The sequence below is a fragment of the Streptomyces sp. NPDC045678 genome, assembly GCF_056432085.1.
The window spans coordinates 471,571-495,155 of sequence record NZ_JBWKJS010000005.1 but is presented as its reverse complement, the minus strand read 5'-3'; the positions used below and the strand labels follow the sequence as shown (position 1 = coordinate 495,155).

At 73.2% G+C, this 23,585-nt stretch carries 17 protein-coding genes; 6 read left to right on the top strand and 11 right to left on the bottom strand.

The window, feature by feature from the left end:
* Positions 1-125: 125 nt before the first annotated feature.
* From AC07DO_RS20290 to AC07DO_RS20280, 3 genes are all read right to left on the bottom strand, one after another.
* Positions 126-1,664 carry a PTS transporter subunit EIIC gene (locus AC07DO_RS20290; RefSeq protein ID WP_479061335.1) on the bottom strand — a complete coding sequence of 513 codons (1,539 nt, stop codon included), beginning with the start codon at positions 1,662-1,664 and terminating at the stop codon, positions 126-128.
* A gap of 86 nt (positions 1,665-1,750) precedes the next feature.
* Positions 1,751-2,713, bottom strand: a complete 963-nt coding sequence (murQ, locus tag AC07DO_RS20285; protein WP_479061333.1) for an N-acetylmuramic acid 6-phosphate etherase — start codon at positions 2,711-2,713, stop codon at positions 1,751-1,753.
* 49 nt (positions 2,714-2,762) lie between these two features.
* Positions 2,763-3,689: a MurR/RpiR family transcriptional regulator gene (locus AC07DO_RS20280; protein WP_479061331.1), complete on the bottom strand. Its 927-nt coding sequence runs from the start codon at positions 3,687-3,689 to the stop codon at positions 2,763-2,765.
* Positions 3,690-3,811: 122 nt separating this feature from the next.
* On the opposite strand from AC07DO_RS20280, the gene AC07DO_RS20275 reads away from it, so the two are divergent.
* Both AC07DO_RS20275 and AC07DO_RS20270 read left to right on the top strand, forming a co-directional pair.
* On the top strand, positions 3,812-4,168 hold the full coding sequence (locus tag AC07DO_RS20275) for a hypothetical protein (RefSeq protein ID WP_385938340.1): 357 nt from the start codon (positions 3,812-3,814) through the stop codon (positions 4,166-4,168).
* Positions 4,165-4,431, top strand: a complete 267-nt coding sequence (locus tag AC07DO_RS20270; protein WP_479061329.1) for a DUF4031 domain-containing protein — start codon at positions 4,165-4,167, stop codon at positions 4,429-4,431. The genes AC07DO_RS20275 and AC07DO_RS20270 overlap by 4 nt, the downstream gene beginning before the upstream one ends.
* On the opposite strand, the gene AC07DO_RS20265 is transcribed toward AC07DO_RS20270, so the two are convergent.
* The 4 genes from AC07DO_RS20265 to AC07DO_RS20250 all read right to left on the bottom strand — a co-directional run bounded on the left by AC07DO_RS20265 (position 4,428) and on the right by AC07DO_RS20250 (position 11,464).
* Complete coding sequence (locus AC07DO_RS20265) at positions 4,428-9,140, bottom strand: HD domain-containing protein (RefSeq protein ID WP_479061328.1); 4,713 nt, start codon at positions 9,138-9,140, stop codon at positions 4,428-4,430. The two genes, AC07DO_RS20270 and AC07DO_RS20265, sit on opposite strands and share 4 nt — an antisense overlap.
* 10 nt (positions 9,141-9,150) lie before the next feature.
* Positions 9,151-9,531 carry a Pepco domain-containing protein gene (locus tag AC07DO_RS20260; protein ID WP_479061326.1) on the bottom strand — a complete coding sequence of 127 codons (381 nt, stop codon included), beginning with the start codon at positions 9,529-9,531 and terminating at the stop codon, positions 9,151-9,153.
* 185 nt (positions 9,532-9,716) lie between these two features.
* Positions 9,717-10,793, bottom strand: a complete 1,077-nt coding sequence (locus AC07DO_RS20255; RefSeq protein WP_479061325.1) for a GNAT family N-acetyltransferase — start codon at positions 10,791-10,793, stop codon at positions 9,717-9,719.
* Positions 10,794-10,819: 26 nt separating this feature from the next.
* Complete coding sequence (locus AC07DO_RS20250) at positions 10,820-11,464, bottom strand: HD domain-containing protein (protein ID WP_479061323.1); 645 nt, start codon at positions 11,462-11,464, stop codon at positions 10,820-10,822.
* 79 nt (positions 11,465-11,543) lie between these two features.
* Here AC07DO_RS20250 and AC07DO_RS20245 point away from each other — a divergent pair, with 79 nt between their 5' ends.
* Positions 11,544-12,221 (top strand): maleylpyruvate isomerase family mycothiol-dependent enzyme, encoded by a 678-nt coding sequence (locus tag AC07DO_RS20245; RefSeq protein WP_479061321.1) that lies wholly within the window; start codon positions 11,544-11,546, stop codon positions 12,219-12,221.
* A 98-nt stretch (positions 12,222-12,319) separates the two neighbouring features.
* Here the strand turns inward: AC07DO_RS20245 and AC07DO_RS20240 are convergent, their stop codons facing one another.
* Positions 12,320-13,306 (bottom strand): hypothetical protein, encoded by a 987-nt coding sequence (locus AC07DO_RS20240; RefSeq protein ID WP_479061319.1) that lies wholly within the window; start codon positions 13,304-13,306, stop codon positions 12,320-12,322.
* A gap of 171 nt (positions 13,307-13,477) precedes the next feature.
* Between AC07DO_RS20240 and AC07DO_RS20235 the strand changes: the two genes are divergently transcribed.
* From AC07DO_RS20235 to AC07DO_RS20225, 3 genes are all read left to right on the top strand, one after another.
* Positions 13,478-15,784 carry a heavy metal translocating P-type ATPase gene (locus AC07DO_RS20235; RefSeq protein ID WP_479061318.1) on the top strand — a complete coding sequence of 769 codons (2,307 nt, stop codon included), beginning with the start codon at positions 13,478-13,480 and terminating at the stop codon, positions 15,782-15,784.
* A gap of 129 nt (positions 15,785-15,913) precedes the next feature.
* Entirely contained in the window at positions 15,914-16,621 is a 708-nt protein-coding gene (locus AC07DO_RS20230; protein ID WP_479061317.1) for a copper homeostasis protein CutC, read from the top strand.
* An 82-nt stretch (positions 16,622-16,703) separates the two neighbouring features.
* Positions 16,704-17,333: a DUF2165 domain-containing protein gene (locus AC07DO_RS20225; RefSeq protein ID WP_479061316.1), complete on the top strand. Its 630-nt coding sequence runs from the start codon at positions 16,704-16,706 to the stop codon at positions 17,331-17,333.
* A 22-nt stretch (positions 17,334-17,355) separates the two neighbouring features.
* On the opposite strand, the gene AC07DO_RS20220 is transcribed toward AC07DO_RS20225, so the two are convergent.
* The 3 genes from AC07DO_RS20220 to AC07DO_RS20210 all read right to left on the bottom strand — a co-directional run bounded on the left by AC07DO_RS20220 (position 17,356) and on the right by AC07DO_RS20210 (position 23,561).
* The gene (locus AC07DO_RS20220; protein WP_479061314.1) at positions 17,356-19,392 is read right to left on the bottom strand and encodes a HelD family protein; all 2,037 of its coding nucleotides are present in this window, start codon (positions 19,390-19,392) and stop codon (positions 17,356-17,358) included.
* Positions 19,393-20,176: 784 nt separating this feature from the next.
* Positions 20,177-22,723 (bottom strand): helicase-associated domain-containing protein, encoded by a 2,547-nt coding sequence (locus AC07DO_RS20215; RefSeq protein WP_479061312.1) that lies wholly within the window; start codon positions 22,721-22,723, stop codon positions 20,177-20,179.
* An 82-nt stretch (positions 22,724-22,805) separates the two neighbouring features.
* Positions 22,806-23,561 (bottom strand): metallophosphoesterase family protein, encoded by a 756-nt coding sequence (locus AC07DO_RS20210; RefSeq protein ID WP_479061311.1) that lies wholly within the window; start codon positions 23,559-23,561, stop codon positions 22,806-22,808.
* Positions 23,562-23,585: the final 24 nt, after the last annotated feature.

The following is a 23,585-nucleotide window of genomic DNA, read 5'->3' as shown; positions in this document are numbered from 1 at the left end:
TTTCCCCTTCCTTCCCCCTCAAAAAGGTCCCCCCGTTTTCCCCCCCTCCCGCTGTGGAACCCTCCCCGTTGGCCCCCGCCTCCCTCGCGGGCCGCGAGGCCGCCGGACGCTTCCCGGGCCGTCGGTCAGGCCCCGGCGTAGAAGCGCGCCTTAGCCGAGTCGGAGCCGGAGTCGGGCGTCGTGGGCTCCGCCTCCGCTCGGGCCGCGGGGGACTCCCCGGCATCCACGTCCGCGTTCAGCTCCACCAGCATCCGCTTGCTGAAGCCGAAGAAGTACGTGGCGAAGAAACCGACGAGGTAGCCGACGAGCAGTCCGCCGCCGTAGATCAGGACGGTCGCGCCGAGGCCCTCGCTGCCGTCCAGGAGCGGGAAGAGCGCCCAGCCGGACGGGCCGATCGCCGTGGAGCCGACCTTGTCGCCGAGCATCGAGAAGAAGCCGATGAACGCGCCGCCCGCGGCGCCGCCCACGCACGCCGTGACGAAGGGGCGGCCGAGGGGGAGCGAGACGCCGTAGATCAAGGGCTCGCCCACGCCCAGGAAGCCCGCGGGGAGCGCCGACTTGATCGTCGTACGGATGGAGGTGTTGTTCTTCAGGCGCTTGTAGACCGCGATCGCGCAGCCGACCTGGCCCGCGCCCGCCATCGCCAGGATAGGGAGGAGGACGGTGAAGCCCTGCTGCTCGATGAGGGTGGTGTGGATGGGGATCAGCGCCTGGTGCAGGCCCAGCATGACCAGGGGGAGGAACAGGCCGCCGAGGACCAGGCCCGCGAACGCGCCCGTGTTGTCCAGGAGCCAGTTCGCGGCCGTGCCGATGCCGGTCGACACCTCGCCCGCCAGGAACATCAGGCCGAAGATCGTGACCAGGCCGGAGATCAGGACCGTGAGGGTGGGGGTGACGAGGACGTCCACCGCCTCCGGCACCCACCTCCGGCACCACTTCTCGATGTACGTGGCGAGGACCGCCGCACCCAGCGTGCCGAGGACGCCGCCCTGGCCGGGGGAGAGCTTCTGGCCGAAGGCGGTGATGTTCGCGACGCCCGCGTACACGATGATCGCCGCGACCGCGCCGCCCAGGATCGGCGTACCGCCGAACTCCTTCGCCGTGTTGTAGCCGACGAACACCGCGATCAGCGCCATGAAGCCGGAGGCTATGGCGGCGAGCGCGGGGGTGACCGAGGGCAGCCACTCCAGGTTGACCAGGAGGCCGTTGATGCCCGCGATGATGCCGCAGCCGATCAGGGCGGGGATCAGCGGCACGAAGATGTTCGCGACGCGGCGCAGGAAGAGCTTGAAGGGGGTGGCGTTCTTCGCCTTGCGCGCTTCCTTGATCGCGGCGCCCTGAGCGGCCAGTTCGGCGGCTGTGGGAGCGTGTTCGGTGGCTTCGGGCCGGGTCTCGGCGGCCGCGCCGCTCTCCGCCACCATCGCTTCCAGCTCCGGCGTGACCCGGGCGACCGTGCCCGGCCCGAGCACGATCTGGTACGTGTCGTCCTCGACCACGCCCATCACGGCGGGCAGGGCCTTCAGCGCGTCGTCGTCGACGAGCGAACGGTCGGCGAGGCCCAGGCGGAGCCGGGTCATGCAGTGGGCGACGGACGTGATGTTCCGGGCACCGCCGACGAGGGGGAGGATCGCGGCGGCGGTGGCGCGGTTCTTGTCAGGTGCCATGGTGCGTGTGCCTTGCTGTGCGGGTGGTGGCGCGGTGGCGCCGGGTGGCGCTGTGCCTGGGGGTGGCGGTGTGCCTGGGGGGCGTCCTAGCTGGTACGGGCGTTGTCGAGGGCCGCTCGGAGGTGGCCGTCGGACGTGGCGAGGAGCTCGGCGGCCGCGGGACCGTCGACCCCGCCGAGGATCGTGAGGATGGCGTTCTTCACCTCTCCGTCCGTGGCGGCGAGGGCGGCCTCGATCTCCTCGTCGGAGGCGCCCGTGGCGAGGGCGACGATGCGGCGGGAGCGGGCCCGCAGCTTCTCGTTGGACGCGCGCACGTCCACCATCAGGTTCCCGTACGTCTTGCCGAGGCGGATCATCGTGATCGTCGACAGCATGTTGAGGACGAGCTTCTGGGCCGTGCCCGCCTTGAGGCGGGTCGAGCCGGTGAGGAGTTCGGGGCCGACGACGACCTCGATGCCGTGCTCGGCCGCGGCGGCGAGCGCGCTGTCCGCGTTGCAGGAGAGGCCGATGGTGAGCGCGCCGTAGCGCTCGCGGGCGTACTCGACCGCGCCGATCGCGTACGGGGTGCGGCCGGAGGCGGAGATGCCGACGACGACGTCGTCCTCGGTGAGGTTCAGGCCCTCCAGGTCGTCGGCGGCGAGCTCCTTGCTGTCCTCCGCGCCCTCGACCGCCTTGACCATGGCGCTCGGCCCGCCCGCGATGAGCCCGACGACCTCGCTCGGGTCGGTGTTGAACGTGGGCGGGCACTCGGAGGCGTCGAGCACGCCGAGGCGTCCCGCGGTGCCCGCGCCCGCGTAGATCAGGCGGCCGCCGCGGGCCATGCGCTCGGCGGTGCCGTCGATGGCGGCGGCGATGGCGGGGAGCTGCTCGGCGACGGCGGTGGCCACGGAGGCGTCCTCGCCGTTCATGATCTTCGCGATCTCCTCGGTGGGCAGCCGGTCGATCTCGGAGAGCTCGGGCCGGAACGCCTCGGTGGTGAGGGTGGCGAGCTGGGCGCGGAGTTCCCCGTAGTTGTCGCCGGTGTCGGTCGCGTCGGTGGTCGAGGTCATGGCGTCTGCGGCTCTTTCGTGTCCGGTGCGGGGGGCTGGTCGGGTGGGGTCAGCGGTTGCCGCCGCCGCGCGGGCGGTGACGGTGGGCGAGCGCTTCGTAGGAGGCGGCGAGCGCGGGCGCCGCCGTCTCGTACGTCCGCTGCGCCACGCCCACGAACAGGCAGTCCACGACGAGGAGTTGACTCGTACGGGACGACATCGCCGCGGGCCTCAGCTCGCTCTCGCGGGCCGTGGAAGTGGTCAGTATGTGATCGGCGTACTGGGAGACGGCCGCGCCGGGGCGGCCGGTGATCGCGATCGTCGTGGCGCCGTGCTCGAAGGCGACGCGGAGGGGTTCGATGACGTCGCCGGTCGAGCCGGAGTGGGTGATCGCGATTGCCACGTCCTTGGCGCGCAGCGTCACGGCGTTGGTGACGGCGAGGTGCGGGTCGGAGTGCGCGTGCGCGATGTGCCCGATCCGGAGCAGCTTCTGGGCGAGGTCCTGGGCGACCAGGCCCGAGGCGGCGACGCCGTAGATCTCCACGCGGCGGGCGGTGGCGAGCGCGGCGACGGCGGCGCCGAGCTGCACGGTGTCGAGCCCCGCGGCGGTGTCGGCGAGGGTCTGCTGCTCGTCGTAGGCCAGCTTCGCGACGACGTCCGCGATCGGGTCGTCGACGGCGATGTCCGCGGTGACGGCGGGGGCGCGGCCCGACTGCTGCTGGGCGGCGAGGCCGGCGAGGGCGAGGCGCAGATCGCGGTAGCCGGGGTAGCCGAGGAGGCGGGCGGTGCGCACGACGGTCGCCTCGCTGGTGCCGGTGAGCTCGGCGAGTCCGGTGACCGTGAGGGCGGCGCATCCCGCGGGGTCGCCGGCGACGGCCTCGGCGACCCGCTGCATGGAGCGGGTCATCGACGGCGCGAGGGTCCGCACCTTGGCCGCGAGGGCGGCGGGGGCGGGGGGCGCGGCGTCCGCGAAAATTTCCTTCACATCATGGGTCACATGTGAAAGATATTTTCGGACTGGTGGCCGGTCAAGACCCTTTTGGTCCCGAGCCCGGGTGGGACCAACGGCCCCCCCGGCGTCCTTTTCGCGGTTGTCGCGTACGGGGCGACAATGGCTGCATGGACACGATCGACCCCTTGGAGCAGGCGTTGCACGCCGCTCGCGCCCTTGTCCTCGCCGACCTGGTGGCCCGCGAGGTCGCGCAGGCCGAGGTCGTCTCACTCGTCGAGGAGTCGGTGGCGCACCGCCGCTGGTGGGTCGAGCAGTGGCCGGAGGGCATCGAGTACGTCGCCGGTCTCGTCGCCCAGGACGTCCAGGACGCGCTCCTGGAGCGGTACGGGCGGTGGCCGCTGTGCCCGGTCTGCGGCTCGGGCGACCCGCACGCGCTGGACGTGGAACCGGAGCTGGGCCCCGACCCGCACTGGGTGTGCGGCAAGGCGGGCGTGGTCGTGGCGCCGGTGGGGGGCCTGTCGTGAGCGTCTACATAGACCCGCCGACCTGGCCGGGCCACGGTCGGCTCTGGTCCCACCTGGTCAGCGACGTCTCCTTCGACGAGCTGCACGCGTTCGCGGCGTCGGTGGGGTGCCCGCGGCGCGCCTTCGACCGCGACCACTACGACGTGCCCGCGGAGCGGTACGCGGACGCGGTGCGGGCGGGGGCGGTGGAGGTCGGCTCGAAGGAGCTGGTGCGGAGGCTTACAGGGGCGGGGTTGCGGAGGCCCAAGGGGCGGCCCGCCTAAGGGGTGGGCGGGGGCGTGGGTCCCTGCTCCTCGGGGGCGTACGGCTCGGACGGGGCGAACCAGCCTTCCGCCTCGTGGCGCAGGCCGAGGGCGGTTGCCTCGCGGGCCACGTGGTGGAAGGTCAGGCAGAGGCGTGCGGCCACGGTCACGAGCGTGGTCAGGGAGAGCGGTGGGTGGTTCCAGCTCCCGAGCGTGAGGTCCACGGTGTCGCTCTTGAGGGCGCGGGTCAGGTGCCACTCGGCATTGCGTTCCTTGGACCAGGCTTCGGTGACGGGGTCCACTCCGTAGCCGAGGCTGCTGAGTGCCTTGGTCATGTCGTCCATTTCAGGGCCGTACTGGCCGGTGTGCAAGGCGGCGGCGTACTGGGCGGAGAGGGGGATGGATCCGTACCTCTCAGCGGCGAGCAGCGTGTACCCGAAACGCACCACCTGCGCGTCCTGGCGTTGCAGCGTGGCGAGCAGCGCCGAAGCGGGTTCGCACGCGTACCCCAGGGAGGCCAACCGGTCCGCTGCCTCGACCAGCGGCACACCGGCTTCCGTCGCCACCTCCGCGAGGTCGGACAGAGACAGCGGCTCCTCCGGAGCGTGCCCCACGATCGGGCCGAGGAACTCGATGTCCTTCTTGGACAGCTGCTCGTCGACGGCTCGCGGAGGGGTGACCTCGAAGCCCAGCTCCCGCAGCCGCTTCGCCGTGCTCTCGGGCGAACCGAACCGGCGCGCGACGGCCATTACGTAGGCCCAGGGCACGGGCCGGTACGGCCAGGGCTGCGCCCCTTCGTACTCCATGATGGCCCGGTCGTCGTCGGACAGCTCGATGTCCGGCGTCTCGACGGTGAAAGCGAGACCGGTCAGCAATTCGGCCGCTTGGTGGAGGGAACAGCCCGACTCGTGGGCCACACTCGCGAGCTGGCCCGGCGAGACGTCCGCGGACAGGCCGTTGGGTGCGGGGTCGGGGTGCAGCTGGCAGAAGTTGTGGATGACCCTCTGTTCTTCTTCGGTCCAGGTCTCGCGGACGGGAACGTCGGCCGGCACGTCGAATCCCAGTTCCCGAAGCCGCCGGGCCGCGTGGGGGGTGGTGCACGCGGCCCGCGCCGCGCTGACGCAGACCTGCGCGGCGGTAAGGGTCGCCCCCGGCTCGAGCCACGTGCCGAAAGAACCGGTGAGCAAGAGGGGAAGGTCCTCCGGGCCGACCGTGGACCACGCGTGCAGGGGCTCGACGCGGTAACCGAGTGCGGTGAGGCGGTCGGCCACTTCCGCGGCGGACAGTTCGGTGAACATGGCGCGCTTGAAGATGTCCGTGACGGTGAGGGTCCTGTCCGGGTCACACCAGGGAAAGAGCAGCTTGAGACTGGGCGCGCCGGTCCTGGCCAGGGCAGGTGAGGGCGGCGTCCCCAGCCTGTTGTTGCCCTGGTGCCAGACGGTCAGGTTCGCGTCCCACAGGGTGAACCCGCCGTGCGTGTTGAGCAGCGACAGATCTGACGGGCGGGCACACGGATCCGGCGCGTCGGGAGCCCCGGCTGCGAGCGGCTCGCCGAGCCCCGCCCGGTACAGCGTCAGCAGACGCCACCGCAGCACATGCGACGGGAAGTTGCACAGGTACGAGGCCGTCTGCTCGCCGTACACCTCGGGGAAGACGCCGGTGACCAGCGGGAGCAGTGTCTGGTCCGGAGGGAAGAAGCCGACCTTGCTGTAGGGCAGGACGGTTCCGGGGGCCAGTTCCCAGGGCACGTCCGCCTCGCGTGCGTGCGCACCGACGCGGTCGGCCAGGTCGACGGACATGTCGCACAGTCGCGCGAGCCACCTCACCGTTGCCAGGGACCGCCGACCGGCGAAGAGACTGGGTGCGGCCGCACTGATCCGCTCCTTGACGTGGTCCCAGTCGTACTCCTGGATGTTCGAACGGCTGACACTCAGCTCGGGTTGCCGCTCCCCGTACAGATTGAGTACAAAGCCATGCAGGTCGGCGAAGGACCGTGCGGAGGCCCACAGGCCGTCCGCGAGGAGCCACCCTCTGCCGTCCACCCACCACAGATCCGGGTCGGACGAGGGCTGGATGGTGCTGCTGCGCATGCTCACCGGCACATTCTGGGAATGCGACGTCTGGACCAGTTCCAACCCCGTCAGGGTCGCCTCACCCGGCGCCCACTCATGGCGGCGCGCGCCGTGCTCGGCCGTCGTCCGGTAAGGGGCCACCCAGAGCACCTGCTGCAACACGTCCACACAGGAGATCGGCCTCCGGTGCTGGGTGAGCAGCAGCCGTACCGTCGTGCCGCATTCGTCCCGGGAACCCAGGTCCTCCACCCGGAAGAGGTTGCCGGGGCCGGCGATCGACACCTGGAGCAGGCGGCCCGGGCGGCCGTCCTTGCCGAGGCGGCACGTGCGGACGACGATCTCGTCGGCCAGCATGAAGTAGCTCAGGACCCCGATGCCGAAACGGGAGTTGGGGTGCAGCTCGATCTTCGGGTCGGGGAGCTCCGCCCAGGCCGCCTGCTCCTCGATGTACTCGGGCAGGTCCACGAAACGGGCGCCGCCCTGGGAGAAGACGTCGCGGAGTTCTCGTACGCTCATGCCGATGCCGTTGTCGCGGCACTCCAGGTAGGGGCGGCCGTCGTCCCCCACGCCCTGGACGAAGTCGATCCGCCCCTCCCAGGGGGCGGTCGGGCGGCCGGTGCGCCGCAGGTACTCCCGGCGGCGGTCGGCGTAACGGACCGCGTCCAGCGCGTTCTGGTAGACCTCGCGGACCGCCAAGTCCCGCTCGCCGTACAGCTCCTCGCCCATCAGGAGCTCCTGGACCCGGTCCTCCGCCAGCTGGAAGCGGATGCCGTCCGAGAGCTGTTCCGGCGTGTTGCCGCCGAGGCGGACCCGCGAACCGTCCGCGTACGGCGGCAGCGTCGACAGAGGCGCGAGCGTCGGGTTGTTCGCCTTGTTGATGTCCCGGAGCAGGCCGTCCACGCGCGACGCGTGCTCGCGCAGGGCGATCTGTACCGCCGGGTGGTCGCACACCGCGTTGAGGGAGCGGCCCGTGCCCGACGTGCGCCAGTCCGAGCCGCGGACCGTGGTGCGGAGTTCGTCCAGGTTCACGCTGTCCGAGATGCCCAGGTGTTCCACGACGATCTCGGGGAGGTCGACGGGGTCCACCGCCATCGCGTACGCCGCCTTCGTGAGCGCCGCGACCAGCGGCTCGCGCACCTCGTGCTCGTCGGGCGCGCTCGCGGCGACCGTGTCGCGGTCGTGCGGACCGTCACCCCGCGCGGTGGCGAAGGGCGCGGCACGATGCTCCTGGAGGAAGCGCATCAGGCGCTTCTCGGAGAGGGAGTCGGTCACCCAGCGCGGGTGTTCGGACGCGTTCGCCGGGCCGCCGATCAGCAGCTTCAGGGACTCCGCCGCGTACACCTCCGGCTGCTGGATCAGCCAGCGGTGGTAGAGCCACCAGCGGATCCGCTCCACCGAGCCGTCCGCCACCTTGGCCTGCTCCAGGGCGCGCAGCCTGCGCTTGATCCGCGGGAAGCCCAGGGCGAACTTGCGGAAGCGGTCCCGGTCCGGGACCGGGCCCTTCGCGTCGTCGGCCAGCACGTCGCGGCGCCGCTCCGCCTCCTGCGCCCAGAAGGTCTGCTCGACCAGCGGGAGGAGGACGGCGAGTGCGGCCTCGGACGGGGACAGTTCCACGCCGTCCGCGAGCCGGTGCGTCAGGAAGCCGAGCCTGTCGTGGGTGCGCAGGGCCAGTTCGGAGTCGTGCCACGGGTCGGCGTGCAGGGCGGTCGCCGCCTTCTCGTACCCGGCGGCGAGACCCGTCGCGAGGGTGCCGCAGAGCTCGTGCAGGGTGTCCCGCGCCGGGCCCGGGCGCGTGCGCTGCCACACCGGGTGCTGGGCGACCGACCGGATCCACGGGTGGGTCTCGGTGTGCCGGTCGGGGCCGGGGAGGAGGGGGAAGTCCTGCTCGCCGGGCGGTAGTTCGGAGACCACTCTGAGGTGTTGCGGGGCGCGGGCCGGCTGTTTGTGCTGCTTGTACGCGCGGTGCAGAGCCGTGACGCGGGTCTGCGCCTCCTGGAAGAACTCCTGGAGCCGCATCGCGTGCGGGTTCTTCTCGATCACGTCGCCGACCGCGCGGGTGAACAGGCTGAACGACTCGCCGGGCGCGATGCCGGTGTCGGAGCCGGGCGCCGCGGTCTCCGACTCGCGTACGAACAGCGACTGTTGCGACGCCGAGCATCCGTACACGTACGCCACCTTGCGGCGCAGCGAGGCGGCGACCGCGCGGCGGGTCCAGCTCCGCATGCCGGGCGGGCCTGCCTTGGCGTCCCGTTGGACACCCTCGCGGCAGGCGTCGATGAGGAAGACGACGTGGCTCGCGGGCGACTCCTCCAGCTCCCGGCGCCAGTCGATCTCGACGCACGCGTCGGAGAACGGCTCGACGGCGTAGGTCGCGTCCTCGGGGACCAGGTAGTCCCGCCCCTCGAAGTGGAAGCCGTGCCCGCTGAGCAGGATCCACAGCGTGTCGTCGGCCCGCGCGTCCCGCAGGAACGCGCGGGCCTGGGCGTGCACGACGCTGGGGATGATGCCCCGCTTGCTCTCGACGATCTCCGCCGACCGGAAGCCGCGGTCGGTGAGGACGTCGCGCAGCCGCGCCAGGTCGTCCTGGATGAACGGCAGGCTGTCGAGGAGCGGCTCGTCGTAGTCGCTCGCGCCGATCAGCAGGGCCTTGTGCGCCACCGTCGCGCGCTCAGGCCGTCGGGCGCTTGAACGTCAGGGTCAGGCCCCTGGTCCCCTGCACCTGTCCGGTGCCGATGAGCTGGATGGAGCCGCTCGCGGTCACCTGGAAGGACAGCTGTGCCTCCGCGAAGGCGAGCGTGTCGTCCCGGTCCGCGACCTCCTTGAAGACCTGCTGGAGCGCGTCGACCGTCTCGGCGAGGTTCTTGCGGAGCGGTCCCAGGGGGACGGAGCGCAGTACGGAGTCGCCGTCCCGGCTGAAGAGGCCCTTCGAGTCGGCGCCGGGTCCTTCGAGGTCCGTGTCCTCGTCGGTGGCCTCGACCCAGAAGGCCAGCGACCGGCCCTCGATCCGGCCCTCGATCCGGTCCGTCGCGTCGTCGTTCGCCGTCGTCATGCTGTCCCACCCCTGGTTCGTGAGCCCCGGGGTCGCCGTGATCCGGGGCTCCGTCAACTCTAGTTCCAGGAGGGGATTTTGGTGACCTCGTCGGCCGGGCCCGGCGGGGTTGCCGGGTCCGCCGGGGATGTCGTGACGGCGCGGCTCGGAGCCTGGCGGTGCCGGCCCGGGGGGAAAGGAAGGGCTCAGGCCCGGCGCAGGCCGTACGCGTGGTGCGGGGCGCGGTCCGGGAGGCGGGTGTAGCCCGCCGCCGTGGCCACCTTCTGCGACGCCGTGTTCTCGGGGGTCGTCAGGGCCAGCAGAGAGGTCACCTCGGGGTGGGTGAGGGCCCAGGTGGAGAGCGCGCGGAGGGCCGTCGTCGCGTAGCCGTTGCCGCGGGCCTGCTCCACCAGGTCGTAGCCGACCTCCGCGCACCCGTTGTCGTCCGGCGGCCCGTGGAAGCCCATGCCGCCGACGGCCACCTCGTCCGCGGTGCGCACCAGTGCGTACACGCCCCACCCGGGCCGGTGCACCCCGGCGACGTACTTGTTGAACACGCTGCCCGCGGCCGCCCGCGTACCTCCGAAGGGCCCGCCGCCCAGCCACGTGAGCCCGCCCGTGCCGCCCTCGGCGAGATCAGCCGCCGCCGCGGGGGTGACCTCGCGCAGGGAGAGCTCGCCCGCGGGCAGCACGTGCGGGTTGTGCCAGCGCCACCGCGTGACGCGGGCGCGGCCCGGCAGGTCGCCGCGGCCCGTGGCCCACAGCAGGGTCGTCCAGGGCGTGCCGCCCGCGGGTGTCGGCGGGACGTGCGGGAAGAGGTGGGACAGGACCGCCTCGGGGAGCGTGGCGGGCGGCTCCGCGTCCACCCCGAGCGCCTGGGCGATGTCGTGCGTGTGGAGGAGGACCTCCGCGACGCCCATCGCCGCGAAGCCCGACGCGTCCGCGCCGCCCGACGGGTAGGAGTGGTAGGCGCGGACACCGCGCGGTGTCGTGCGGACCACCGCCGACAGCAAGCCGGCGGCCGCCTCGATCGCGTGGACCGCTCCCTCGGGGCCCGTGCCCACGTCGAGGGCGGTGTCGAGCGGCACCCAGCCGTCGGAGGCGCGGCCCGTCAGCTGGCACGCGTACGCGGCGAGGACACCCGCGATGTGTTCGGCCGTCTTCAGGCAGCTCCAGTCGACCCCGTCCGCCTTCACGCTCCAGTCGCGGTCGGCCGCCGCGCGCAGCACCGCGGTCGCGTGCGCGACGGCCTCGTCGATCCGGTCCCCACCCATGTGCAACATGGAGGAGAGCGTACGTACGCGTGTGGTCAGGGCGACAGCAGTTTTAGTTCCGTCGCCAGGTTCTCGCGCGCCGGGCTCTCCCAGTTCGACGTCCCGTACGGGGTACGGAACAGCCGGGGCAGTGCCATGAGCTGCCGCAGGACCTCCGCCCTGCCCTGCCGGAACGCCTCGTCCGGCACGAAGGCGTACTCCTCGCGGACCGCCGCCGCGTACGCCGCGTACGTGTCCGAGGGCGCCGCGAGGATCGCCAGGTCGGCGTCGCACAGCGTCTCGCCGTTGGTGTCGCCCTCGGCGGGGTCGTGCGTGACGGTGAGCCGCACCAGGCGGGCGACCTCCGCCGTCCGTTCCTCCGTCAGGCCCGCCTCGGGCAGTGCCCGTTCGGCCAGGCGGGCGGAGCGCTCCTCGTTCTCGGTGCGGTCGGGCGCGTACACCGCGTCGTGGAACCACGCGGCCAGGCGCACGAGTTCGGGGTTCTCGGCGTGCTCTTCCAGTACGTCGATGTGGTCCAGGACCGCCGCCAGGTGGTCGGTGGTGTGGTAGCGGCGCTGCGGCTCGGCCCAGCGGGCGAGGAGGCGCTCCGCGTAAGGGGCGGGGTCGGCGCCGGACGCGCCTCCGCTCGCGCGGAGCAGAGTCGTGGCCCAGCGGGCGTGGAGGTCCTTGTCGTCGGCCATGGATCCGACCCTAGCCCGAGGACCCCGGCCGTACGGTTTCACCGTTGCCACGGGAGCCCGTACACGGTTGGCTGCCGCCATGACCACGATCGACGAGAAGACATACGACCCCGAGCGCGCGGGACGCCTCCTCCGCGCCGAACGCGACGCCCTCGTACCGCTGTTGCGGGCCGCTCCCGACGACGCGTACGCGATCCGCACCTGCTGTCCGGGCTGGACCGTGCGGCATGTCGTCGCCCACTGCGGCTCGGCGCTGATGCGCGTGGTGGAGGGCCGCTTCGAGGAGGGCGTGTACTCGCCCGAGTGCAACGAACGCGACATCGCCGAGCGCGCCGACTGGTCGCACGCCCGTGTCGTGGACGAGCTGGAGCACGCCATGACGGAGGCCGGGCCCGTCCTGGCCGCCGCCAAGGGGTATCTGGACGGCGTCGCGCTGGGCGAGTGGGTGCACGCCGGTGACGTGCGCGAGGCGTGGGGGAAGCCGGGTGCGTACGGGGGCGACGGGCTCGACGACGCGCTGGCGCTGCTCGAACAGTTCAGCAGGTCGGCGCATGCCGCGTCGCCGCTGCCGCTGCACGCGGACCTCGACGGCAGGGACGAGCCGCTGACCCTGGGCGTCGCCGACGGCAAGCGGCCGCCCGCCCGCTACATCGGGGACGCCCCGACGCTGATCCGGCTGTGCACGGGGCGCCCGCTGGCCGGCACGCGGTACGAGCTGGCGGGCGCCACGGAGAAGGAGTTGTCGCTGTTCGGCTGAGGGGGAGCCGGGGGGAGTAGGGGGAGCCGGGGCGGGGGTGGAGGGGAGGAGCGGGAGCCGGGAGGGGGCTTCGGCAGTGGCGTTCGGGCGGCTTCCCATCAGTGCTGGTGGCCGCCGCCCTCCCCCGCCCCGCCGTCCTTCTCCACCCCGCCGTCCCCCTTGTCCGCCGCCCCACCCACGTACACCGTGAACGCCGCCGTACGGACCTCGCCCCCGTGCTTGAAGTCCAGGAACAGGCGGTACGCGCCCTTGCTCGGCGCCGCCGTGCCGAACGAGATGCCGGGGCCCGCCTCCGTCCTCCCGTCACCCGGGGTGCCGTTCGGGTGGACGTGGAGGTGGGCGAGGTCACCGGAGCGCAGCGCCACCAAGTGGCCGTACGCCCCCAGGTAGGGCTGCAGGTCGGTCACCGGCCTGCCGTTCTTCGCCACGCTCAGCGTGAGGTCGCCGCCCGCGCCCGTCTTGAGCTCGCCCTTCAGCGTGACGTCGTAGCCGTCGACCTTCGTGGTCGTGGTGCGCGCGGGCAGTTCCCGGGGCTCGTACGCTCCCGCCACGCCGAGGTCCGCGCCCAGCGTCAGGCCTTCCTTCGCGCCCTCGGGACGGAAGTCGGCGAAGACGCGGTAGCCGCCCGCCTCGGGGAGGCGGACGTCGGTCGACCAGGTGCCGTCCGCCGCGCGCGTCGGGTGGAGGTGGCGGTAGGTCGTCAGGTCGCGTGAGGCGACGACGAGGTGCAGCTCCTTGTCATGCTCCCGTGCGTACGCGGTGACGTTCCGGCCCGTCGCGTCCTCGACGACGGTGAAGCTGAGCCGCTGCTTCTTGTCCGCGGCGATGCGGGCGTCGGCGAGTTCGAGCGTGTAGCCGCCGTCGGAGATCTGCAGGCCGCCGGGCGTGTGTCCGGCTGCTGTGGGTTCCTCTTCCTTCTGCCGCGCGGGCTCGCCCTCCCCCTCGCCCTCGTGCTCTCCGTGCCGGGCCGTCGGCGCCTTGTCCCTGTCCGTGACCGGGTCGATGCCCGTGCCCACGCCGTACGCGGTGCCGAAGGTCGCTGCGACGGCGGCGGCGAATGCGGTGATCTTCAGGCCGGTGTTCATGAGGGCTCCTCCGGGGTTCGGGTCGGTGGTACGTAGGTCGAAGATACCCCCAGGGGGTATGAAGTCAAGCGGAGGTTTTGCTTGCTTCAGTTACCCCCCAGGGGTATACATGGACTCGTCAGCGATACCCGGCCCGGGTATCGGCGTCCCACCCGTACAGGAGACCCAGACATGGCCACCACCACCCCCGGTGCCGCCGCGGCGGCCGCGTCCGCGGCAGAGGTCGAACTCGCCATCGGTGGCATGACCTGCGCCTCCTGCGCCGCCCGCATCGAGAAGAAGCTCAACCGCATGGACGGCGTCGAGGCGACCGTCAACTACGCCACCGAGAAGGCCAAGGTCACCTACCGCGGCGACGACGTCTCCGTGCGGGACCTGATCGCCACCGTCGAGGCCACCGGCTACACCGCGCGGGAACCCGCCCCCGCGCCGACCGGGAACGCCGGTGACGTAAGCGGCGAGGAGGGCACCGGTGAAGGCGGTGAGGACAGTGACGCGCTGCGGCCCCTGCGGCAGCGCCTGACCGCCGCCGTCCTCCTCTCCGTGCCGGTCATCGCGATGGCGATGGCACCCGCGCTGCAGTTCGAGTACTGGCAGTGGCTGTCGCTCACGCTGGCCGCGCCCGTCGTGACGTACGCGGCCTGGCCCTTCCACAAGGCGGCGTTCACCAACGCGCGGCACGGCGCGGCGACGATGGACACGCTGATCTCCGTCGGTACGTCGGCCGCGTTCCTCTGGTCCCTGTGGGCGCTGTTCTTCGGCACCGCGGGCACGCCCGGCATGACGCACCCCTTCGAACTGACCATCGCCCGGAGCGACGGTGCGGGGAACATCTACCTGGAGGCCGCGGCCGGCGTCACCGCGTTCATCCTCGCCGGGCGCTACTTCGAGGCCCGGTCGAAGCGGAAGGCGGGTGCCGCGCTCAAGGCGCTGCTCCAGCTCGGGGCGAAGGACGTCACCGTGCTGCGGGAAGGCGGGCGTGAAGAGACGGTGCCCGTGAGCGAGTTGAAGGTCGCCGACCGGTTCCTGGTGCGGCCCGGCGAGAAGATAGCCACGGACGGCAGGGTCGTCGAGGGCACCTCGGCCGTGGACGCCTCCATGCTCACCGGCGAGTCCGTGCCCGTCGAGGTGGGCGTGGACGACGCGGTCACCGGTGCCACCCTCAACGTCGGCGGGCGGCTCGTCGTCGAGGCCACCCGCGTCGGCGCCGACACGCAGCTCGCCCGCATGGCCAAGCTCGTCGAGGACGCGCAGAACGGCAAGGCCGCCGCCCAGCGCCTCGCCGACCGGATCTCCGCCGTGTTCGTGCCGGTCGTCATCGGCCTGGCGCTCGCCACCCTCGGTTTCTGGCTCGGCAACGGAGCGGGACTCACCGCCGCCTTCACCGCCGCGGTCGCCGTACTGATCATCGCCTGCCCGTGCGCCCTGGGCCTCGCCACGCCGACCGCCCTCATGGTCGGCACCGGCCGCGGCGCCCAGCTCGGCATCCTCATCAAGGGCCCGGAGGTCCTGGAGTCCACCCGCAAGGTCGACACGATCGTCCTCGACAAGACCGGCACCGTCACGACCGGCAGGATGACGCTCCTCGCCACCCACACCGCCCCCGGCACCCCGGCCTCCGACGTCCTGCGATTCACCGGCGCCCTGGAGCACGCCTCGGAACACCCCATCGCCCGGGCCGTCGCCGCCGGTGCCGCCGCCGAGGTGGGCGAGCTGCCCGTCCCCGAGGACTTCGCCAACGTCGTCGGGCTCGGCGTGCAGGGCATCGTCGAGGGGCACGCGGTGCTGGTCGGCCGCGAGCAGCTGCTCGCCGAGTGGGAGATCCGGCTGCCCGCCGAGCTGGCGCGCGCCAAGTCCGAGGCCGAGGCGGCGGGACGTACCGCCATCGCGGTCGCCTGGGACGGCGAGGCGCGGGCGGTCCTGGAGGTCGCCGACGCGGTCAAGGACACCAGCGCCGAGGCCATCGAGCGGCTGCGTGGGCTCGGTCTCACCCCGATCCTGCTGACCGGCGACAACAAGGCGGTCGCCGCGTCGGTCGCCGCGGAGGTCGGCATCGCACCGCGGGACGTGATCGCCGAGGTCATGCCGCAGGACAAGGTCGACGTGGTGAAGCGGCTGCAGGCCGAGGGGCGCAGCGTGGCGATGGTCGGCGACGGCGTCAACGACGCGGCCGCGCTGGCCCAGGCGGACCTGGGGCTCGCGATGGGCACGGGCACGGACGCGGCGATCGAGGCGGGCGACCTGACGCTCGTACGGGGTGACCTGCGGGCGGCGGCCGACGCGATCAGGCTCTCGCGCCGCACCCTCGGCACGATCAGGTCGAACCTGTTCTGGGCCTTCGCCTACAACGTCGGCGCGCTGCCGCTGGCCGCCGCCGGTCTGCTCAACCCGATGATCGCGGGCGCCGCCATGGCGTTCTCTTCGGTCTTCGTGGTCGGCAACAGCCTGCGGCTGCGGGGATTCAAGCCGCTGTCCTGACCCGCCCCCCAGATCATTCCGGTCACCCCGGTGCGAGCGACTCGGCCCGCGCCGGGGTGTTCTGCGCGTAGGCTGTCAATTGGACTAGACCTATGTGACTGGGATCGCGATCAGAAGGAAGAGACATCCATGAGCAAGCGTGCAGTCCTGGAGGTGATCGCCCTCGACGCCGAGGACGCCGTCGCCGCCCAGGCCGGCGGAGCTGACCGCCTCGAGCTGGTGACCGACATGGCCGCGGACGGCCTCACCCCGTCCCGCGAGACCTTCGCCGGAATCCGCTCCGCCGTCGACATCCCGCTGCGCGTCATGCTCAGGCTGGCCGACGGATTCTCCGCGGGTGAGGCGGACGACGCGGACGGCATCGACGCCCTGGTGCGCCGCACCCGCGAACTCCGGAGCGAGGGCGCCGACGAGTTCGTGCTCGGCTTCCTCGACGAGGCGGGCGGCGCCGACATGCCCGCCGTCGAAGCGCTGGTCGACGCCCTCGACGGCTGCCGCTGGACCTTCCACCGGGCCATCGACCGCGCCGCCGACCGCGACGCCCTGCGCAAGCAGCTCGCCGACCTGCCCGGCCTGGACACGTACCTCACCGCGGGCTCCGCCGACGGCGTCGACGACGGTCTGCCGACCCTGCTCGCGGAGTCGGCCCGGCGCGGCGAACCCGGGTACGAGCCGCAGCTCCTCATCGGCGGCGGCCTGCGCCTCGACCACCTGCCGCGGCTGCGGGCCGCCGGTGTCGACGCGTTCCACATCGGCGGGGCCGCGCGCCCCGACGGCTGGTCGGCGCCCGTCTCCGCCGCGGCCGTCGCCCAGTGGCGGGCGGCGCTCGACGACTGACCGTTTTCCCGCGCGATCGATTTCCCGCGTGATCATTTCACCGCGGGACGCGATAGAACTGGGTCGACACTGAGGGGACTTCATGCCGACACCAGAGAACACGCGTCCCGCGGAGCGGACGCTCGTCGCCGGAACGCTGCCCGTGGCCGCGACGCTGCTCACCGGAACGATCGCGCTCTACATCGCGCTCGTCGCGTTCGGGAACATCACCGACTTCGAGACCAACCAGCAGTTCGTACGCCATGTCCTCGCGATGGACACGACCTTCAAGGACAACGGATTGAAGTGGCGCGCGGTGGAGTCCACCGCGCTCCAGGACGCGGCGTACGTCGGGATCATCGCCTGGGAGACCCTGGCCGCGCTGGTCCTCGGCACGGCGACGGTCCTGTGGGCACGGGCCCTGCGCCGCCCCGCCGAGCTGCTCCGGGCCCAACGGGCGGGCAGCATAGGCCTGATGATGATCCTGCTCCTCTTCGGAGTCGGCTTCATCGGGATCGGCGGCGAGTGGTTCGCCATGTGGCAGTCGGACGCCTGGAACGGGCTCGACGCGGCCATCCGCATGATCACGTTCGCGGGCATCGTGCTCATCGTCACGAACCTGCCGGCGGCGACGGCCGGCGCCCGCACGCCGTTCGCCGACGGCGCGGCGGACGGCGCGGCGTCGACGGATGGCGCGGCGTCGACGGACGGCCTCAAGGAGGACAGACCCTAGGACAGACCCTAGGACAGGCTCTCTAAGCCAATTGCCCCGGCAGGTCGGCCGCGTGGACGACGATCAGGCCGGACACCGCACGGGTCAGCGCCACGTACAGACGGCGCAGGCCCGTGCGCTCGTCGGGCTCGCCGGCCACGACGGCCGACGGCTCGTCGAGCACCACGTAGTCGTACTCCAGGCCCTTCGCGAGCGACGCGGGCACGAGTGTGAGCCGGGTGTCGGGCGTCGTCTCCTGACCGGGGTCGAGATACGTGATCCCGGCGGCCGTCAGCGCGTCGGCGAGGGCGGGAACGCGGGCGTCCGCGGCGATCAGGCCGACGGAGCCCTCCTGCCGCAGCGACTCCGCGCACGCCTCGATGCAGCCGGCGTCCAGGGCTCCGGTGTCCAGGACTTCGGCGCCCCCGGCACCCCCGGCACCCGGGCTGTCCCCGATGCCCCCGCTCCCCGCCACCCGGCGCACCGCGAGCGAACCCGGCGACTCACGCACCGAGTCGACCGCCGTGAGCCCGGGCGCGATGTCGGGCAGCAGCCGTGACGCGTACGCGATGACCTCGCGCGGTACGCGGAAACCGGCCGTCAGCTCCTCCACCACGGCGCCGTCCTTGCCGAGGTGCGCCAGCGCCTCGTCCCAACTCCGGGTCGCCCACGGGGTGGTGCCCTGCGCCAGGTCGCCCAGCACGGTCGCCGAGCCGGTCGTACAGCGTCGGCCCACCGCGCGGTACTGCATGGGCGACAGGTCCTGCGCCTCGTCCAGCACCACGTGACCGAGCGAATGGGTGCGCGTGACGAGGTCGGTGGCCTCGTCGATGAGGACGGCGTCCGCGGCGGACCACTTGGCGGACTTCACGCTCCGCGCGGGCTTCGCCCACAGGACGGCCTTCTGCTCGTCGGCACTCAGCACACCGTCCGCGTGCGCGGCGAGGAACTCGGCGTCGGAGAGCAGCCGCAGCACGAGCTTCGCGGGGTCCACGGGCGGCCACACCGCCTTCACGGCCGCCTTCACCGCGGTGTTGCGGGCCACCGCGTCCTGCACGCGGTCGTCCGGCGCCTCGCCCGCCTGCTCCATGCGGACCAGCACGGCGTGCGCGACGCGCTGCGGCAGGGCGTCCCGCGCGGCGCCGTACCGGATGTCCCGGGCGAGCAGCTCCCGGACGATCTCCTCCAACTCGTACGCGGGCACCCGCCACCGGCGCGATCCGCGCACCACCACGACCGGCTCGGTGGGCAGGGTGACGTGCGACCGCAGGGCCTTGCGCAGCACCTCCGCCATGCGGGCGTCGCCCTTGACGAGGGCGGCCGCGGCGTCGTCCGTGCCGCGCACCTCCACGTGGGCGACGAGGTCGTCGACGGTGGCCTGCTTGACCTCCAGCTCGCCGAGGGCGGGGAGGACCTGCTCGATGTAGTGCAGGAAGGAGGCGTTCGGCCCGATGACGAGGGTGCCGGTGCGGGCGAGGCGCTCGCGGTGGGCGTACAGCAGGTACGCGACCCGGTGCAGTCCGACGGCGGTCTTCCCGGTCCCCGGCCCGCCCTGCACGCACACACTGCCTCCCAGCCCGCTCCGGACGATCTCGTCCTGCTCGGGCTGGATGGTGGCGACGATGTCCCGCATCGGCCCCACGCGCGGCCGCTCGATCTCCTGCTGGAGGAGCTTGCTGGTGCGCTCGGCCTCCGTGGCGTCGCTGAGGTGCTCGTCCTCGTACGCGGTGAGGTCCCCGCCCGTGTACCCGAAGCGGCGGCGCAGCGCGATGTCCATCGGGTCCTTCTTCGAGGCCCGGTAGAACGGCTGCGAGACCGGCGCGCGCCAGTCGATGACCATCGGGTCCCCGTCGGCGTCGTGCACGTGCCGCCGCCCGATGTAGAACTGCTCGCCCTCGGCCCCCTCGGCCTGTTCCGCGCCGGGCGCGTGCAGGTAGTCGAGCCGCCCGAAGAACAGTGGGGTGTGCGCGAGATCGGCGAGGGACTTGATCCGCTCGTCGAGCTGCCGCGACAGGACGGCGGCGTTCACCCAGTTCGCGGTGACGTCACGGATGTCGAGGGCCTCGGCGTCCTCACGCATGGCGCGCAGGGCGGCACGGGACGCACCGAGATGCGAACGTTCCCTGGCCAGGGGCCCGGCGGACGGAAGGGAATCGGTGTGGGCGTGCACGGGGTGCCTCCGGCGGTTCTGCGGTGTCGTGTACGGGCCTCTGCTCTGCTGCTGCTCGGGCGAGGTGACCGACCGGTTTCCGTCCGGCCGACGGCGCTCCGCGGGGGAGGCGGGAAGGAGGCATCCTAGGCGGGAGAAGACTGCGGGGGCCAACGAATTAGCCGGGAACCCACGCCCGGGGCTGGGGCAGCCGGTCGCGGGGTCCTTCCAGGGGCGCGGGGAACTGCGCGATCGGCCACGACGGTCGGCACGGGGCAGACGGGCGGCGCTGTTCCGGTTCCGCCCTGGGCGAGGGGCGAGGGCGGCTGGTTGCGGGGTTCTTTTGGGGGCGCGGGGAACTGCGCGATCAGCCACGACGGACCGGCACGGGGCAGACGTGCGGCACTGTTCCGGTCCGGCCCTGGGCTGGGGCGGCTGGTCGCGGGGGGTTCTTTTAGGGGCGCGGGGAACTGCGCGATCGGCCACGACGGACCGGTACGGGAAGACGGCGGCGCTGCCCCGGTTCCGCCCTGGGCGAGGGGCGAGGGCGGCTGGTTGCGGGGTTCTTTTGGGGGCGCGGGGAACTGCGCGATCGGCCACGACGGGCCGGCGCGGGGGAGATGGGCGGCCTTGGTGCGGTCGCGCCCAGGGGGACTGCGCGGGCGGTCACGGCGGGCCCGCGCCGGGGAGGCGAGCGCCACCGCCCCGGCCCCGCTCAGTCGTCCGCGAGTTCGGCGACGCCCGTCACCCGGTGCAAGGGATACGTGCGGACCTCGTCCGCCGTGTGGTCGTAGGCCGTGACGAACCCGCCCTCCACCCGCACCGGAGCGATGACGCGCTGGCTCGCCGTGCCCTCCGCGTTGACGTAGCCGATCCAGAGCGTCTCGCCGGTCAGGACCGCCGCCTGCATCGTGGCGAGGGTCTCGGCCGCCGTCGTACGAGGCAGCCGGCCGTCCGACGGCGACGTCGGAGCCTCCTTGCGCGGCGCCGTGGACGCCAGGTCACCCGCGCGGATGGCCCGCACCGCCGCGCCGATGAGCGTGTCGCCGGGCAGCGGCGGCCCGTCCGGCACCGGCTCGGGGGCCGAGCGGGGAGGCGTGCGGTGGGCGTGGGCGCGGGTGATCAGGACGTCGCCCTCCGCGCTCTCCGCCGCCGGTGCGAAACCCATCGCGCGCAGCCCGTCGAGGAGCGTGCCGGGGTCCGCCTGGGCGGCGAGCACGGTGGGCGCGAGGCGGCGCAGCCGCAGGCTCTGGGCGCGCTTGTCGGCGAGGATCTCGTTGAGGAGGGCCTCGTCGTCGCAGCGGACGTACGCGGAGGCGGCGCCGATCCGCAGGTGGCCGTGTTTCCGCGCCACGTCGTCGATGAGATAGGCGAGGGGCTGCGGGACGGGGGTGCGTGAGTGCGCGGCCAGGAACGCGTGCAGGTCGGACGCGGACTGCCCCGCGTCGAGCGCACGGCGTACGGAACCGGGAGTGAAGCGGTAGACGGTGGCGCCGCCCTTGGACTCCACGTCGGCGAGGACGGCGAGCGCGTCGCCGAGCGGCCGCTCCAGCGGGCCGGGGGCCACGGCGGTGAGGTCGGCCTGGAGCAGGACGTGGTCGAGGGGCTCGGGGAGGAGGGGGGCGAGGAGCCGGGTGGCGTGGGCGGCGGCGAGGCTCCGCTCCGCGGACGTGCTGTCGGAGTCCGGCCACGACAGCAGCGCGCGTCCGTGCGACGACAGCGCCCCCCGCCCCGTCACGCCCAGCAACTCCGCCTCGTTCAGCGTCCACTGGGCGATGCGCGAGCGCAGATCCTGCGGGGCCGGGGTCGGTGAGTCGGAGGGGTTCGCCGCGCCGTCCTGGGCGGGCCGGCCGCGGGAGGCGGAAGGGCGCTCCCAGCGGAGCCGGGCCTGGAGGGACTCGGGGACGGGCGCCGTGCCCTCGGGCAGCGCGGCGGCGAGCGCGAGCACTCGGTGCCGTACCTCGGGGGCCGTCGAGCGGTCCAGGTGCGGGCCGAGCGCGGACAGCGTGCGGTCCTTGCCGTCGCGGCCGCCCACGAGCCCCGCCGTGCGCGTGGCCGCGAGCCAGGCCGTGGCCAGCGCCGTCCAGCGCTCGGCCGCGGGCAGCTCCTGCCACTCGTCGTACGCGGGCGTCGCGGCGTACCGCTCGTCGGCCTCGCCGTCCGAGGCGAGCAGCCCCGCCGCGTAGGCCAGTTCGACCCAGAACGCGGCGAGCGGCTCGGACGTGTCGAGCGCCACCGCCGTCCGCTTCAGGTCGCGCACGCTGAGACCGCCCGCGCGCAGCACCGCGGGCCCGCCCTCGTCCCAGTCCTTGAGGAGCTCCTCGACGGTGGCGAGCGCGGTGTAGGCCTGTCCGGCGGCGGCCGCGTCCACAACCTGTGGACGGTACTCGCGGGCGGCCTCGACGGCCGGCGGCACCGGCTCGGGCGTGCGGTGGGCGCGGCCCGCGCGCAGGTGCAGGGCCGCCTCGCGGGGCAGCACGACCGTGCCGGGCGCGGTGGGAAGCAGCAGGCCCCGGTCGAGGAGCCAGCGCAGGTGGCGTGCGGGGTCGGCGGTGACCTGGCCGTAGGGCGGGCCCCACACGAGCCGGGACAGCACCTCGACGGACTCCGCGGGCGCCTCGTCGAGCAGCGCCGACATCCGCGTACGGTCCGTGAACAGCGCGGTCAGCGACCGTACGGCGGACACCGGGTCGTGGGTGGTGGGCAGGCCGGCCGCCGCGACGATGTCCTGGATCCGGGTCGGGGACATCCCGGCGGTGGCCTCGGCGACGGTGGGGCCGAGACCGGTCGGGGACGGGTGCTGCGGGGCCGGGGCGAGGAGCTCGCGGGCGGTGCGCACGAGCCGCAGCCGGTCGTCGGGCCCCCACACCAGCGCCTGCTCGTGGAGGGTGGCGAGGGCGCGCGGCAGGGCGGCCTCGACGGCGGCGTCCCCGTCGTCCCCCGCGAGCAGCCGGCGCACCTCGTCGTACGAGGCGGGCTCCGACGCCACGGCGAGCACCTCGGCGACCTGCTGCGCGAACCGGTCGAGCCGCTCCAGCGCGCGCACCACGGAGGCCCGGGTCCCGGCACGGGTGGCGAGCTGCGTGAGGTCGTTCGGCACGGGGTTCAGGAGGTCGGGCCGGGCCCGCAGCAGCCCGGCGAGCGCGTCGTCGTCCCGGGAACGGAGCGCTTCGGCGAGGGACCGCGGCACGTCCGCCGCCCGCGGCGGTGCGGTGACGCTCGCGTCGGCGCTGTCCGTGGGCTGCGGCTCGTCGGTGCTCATCCGGTTCACGGTAGCGGGTCGGGCCGAGTCCCCGGTGTGCTGACGCCCGTGCGGGCCGCCCGCACCCGCCTCACCACCCGCCTCACCCCTGCCGTCCGTCGAGCGGCCCGAACACCGAGAGCGCCTCCGTGTCGCTGTCGCGGGCCCGCAGGTAGTGGTCCGCCCAGGCCGCGATGTCGGGGTAGTCGCACTCCCTGGTCAGGCGGGCGACGGCGGCGTCGATGTCGTACCGCGTGGTGCGCAGGTCGATGCCGGGGCCCAGGAGGGCCCAGTGGGCGCCCGAGCGGCCGTAGGGCATGCCGACGCTGCCGGGGTTGACGACCGTGCGGCCGTGGGCGAGGCGGACGAACGGCATGTGGGTGTGGCCGCAGACCACCGTGCGCACGGCGTCCTCGACGCCGTCGAGGACCTCCGCCCACCGCTCGGGGCGGGAGTCGACCAGGACGATCTCCTCGTCGTCGCGGGGCGTGGCGTGGCAGAAGAGGACGTCGCCGAGGCCGGAGAGCGTGAGGCGCGCCGACCGCGGCAGCCGTTCCAGGAGGTCCAGGTGGTCCGCGCCGAGCTGTTCCGCCGCCCAGGGGCCGATGGGGTCGGGGATGGTGTCGCGGTGGCCGCGGCGGTGTTCGAGCAGCTCACGGTCGGCGTTGCCGCTGATCAGGACGGCGCGGTCGCCGAGCCCCGCCAGCAGGTCGAGGACCTCGGCGGGCTGTGGGCCCGCCGTGATGTCACCGGTCAGCACCACCCGGTCCGCCGCCCGCACCTCCGGCTCCGCGAGGACGGCTTCGAGGGCGGGCAGGACGCCGTGGATGTCGGAGAGAACGGCCACTCGGGTCAGCATGATCACCACAATGGGACGCCGTCC

What these genes read in the sequence shown, in the direction of transcription:
- AC07DO_RS20290 (WP_479061335.1), bottom strand. Translation starts at nt 1,664, where the DNA reads ATGGCACCTGACAAGAACCGCGCCACCGCCGCCGCGATCCTCCCCCTC.
- murQ (WP_479061333.1), bottom strand. Translation starts at nt 2,713, where the DNA reads ATGACCTCGACCACCGACGCGACCGACACCGGCGACAACTACGGGGAA.
- AC07DO_RS20275 (WP_385938340.1), top strand. Translation starts at nt 3,812, where the DNA reads ATGGACACGATCGACCCCTTGGAGCAGGCGTTGCACGCCGCTCGCGCC.
- AC07DO_RS20260 (WP_479061326.1), bottom strand. Translation starts at nt 9,531, where the DNA reads ATGACGACGGCGAACGACGACGCGACGGACCGGATCGAGGGCCGGATC.
- AC07DO_RS20255 (WP_479061325.1), bottom strand. Translation starts at nt 10,793, where the DNA reads ATGTTGCACATGGGTGGGGACCGGATCGACGAGGCCGTCGCGCACGCG.
- AC07DO_RS20250 (WP_479061323.1), bottom strand. Translation starts at nt 11,464, where the DNA reads ATGGCCGACGACAAGGACCTCCACGCCCGCTGGGCCACGACTCTGCTC.
- AC07DO_RS20245 (WP_479061321.1), top strand. Translation starts at nt 11,544, where the DNA reads ATGACCACGATCGACGAGAAGACATACGACCCCGAGCGCGCGGGACGC.
- AC07DO_RS20240 (WP_479061319.1), bottom strand. Translation starts at nt 13,306, where the DNA reads ATGAACACCGGCCTGAAGATCACCGCATTCGCCGCCGCCGTCGCAGCG.
- AC07DO_RS20235 (WP_479061318.1), top strand. Translation starts at nt 13,478, where the DNA reads ATGGCCACCACCACCCCCGGTGCCGCCGCGGCGGCCGCGTCCGCGGCA.
- AC07DO_RS20230 (WP_479061317.1), top strand. Translation starts at nt 15,914, where the DNA reads ATGAGCAAGCGTGCAGTCCTGGAGGTGATCGCCCTCGACGCCGAGGAC.
- AC07DO_RS20225 (WP_479061316.1), top strand. Translation starts at nt 16,704, where the DNA reads ATGCCGACACCAGAGAACACGCGTCCCGCGGAGCGGACGCTCGTCGCC.
- AC07DO_RS20220 (WP_479061314.1), bottom strand. Translation starts at nt 19,392, where the DNA reads ATGCGTGAGGACGCCGAGGCCCTCGACATCCGTGACGTCACCGCGAAC.
- AC07DO_RS20215 (WP_479061312.1), bottom strand. Translation starts at nt 22,723, where the DNA reads ATGAGCACCGACGAGCCGCAGCCCACGGACAGCGCCGACGCGAGCGTC.
- AC07DO_RS20210 (WP_479061311.1), bottom strand. Translation starts at nt 23,561, where the DNA reads ATGCTGACCCGAGTGGCCGTTCTCTCCGACATCCACGGCGTCCTGCCC.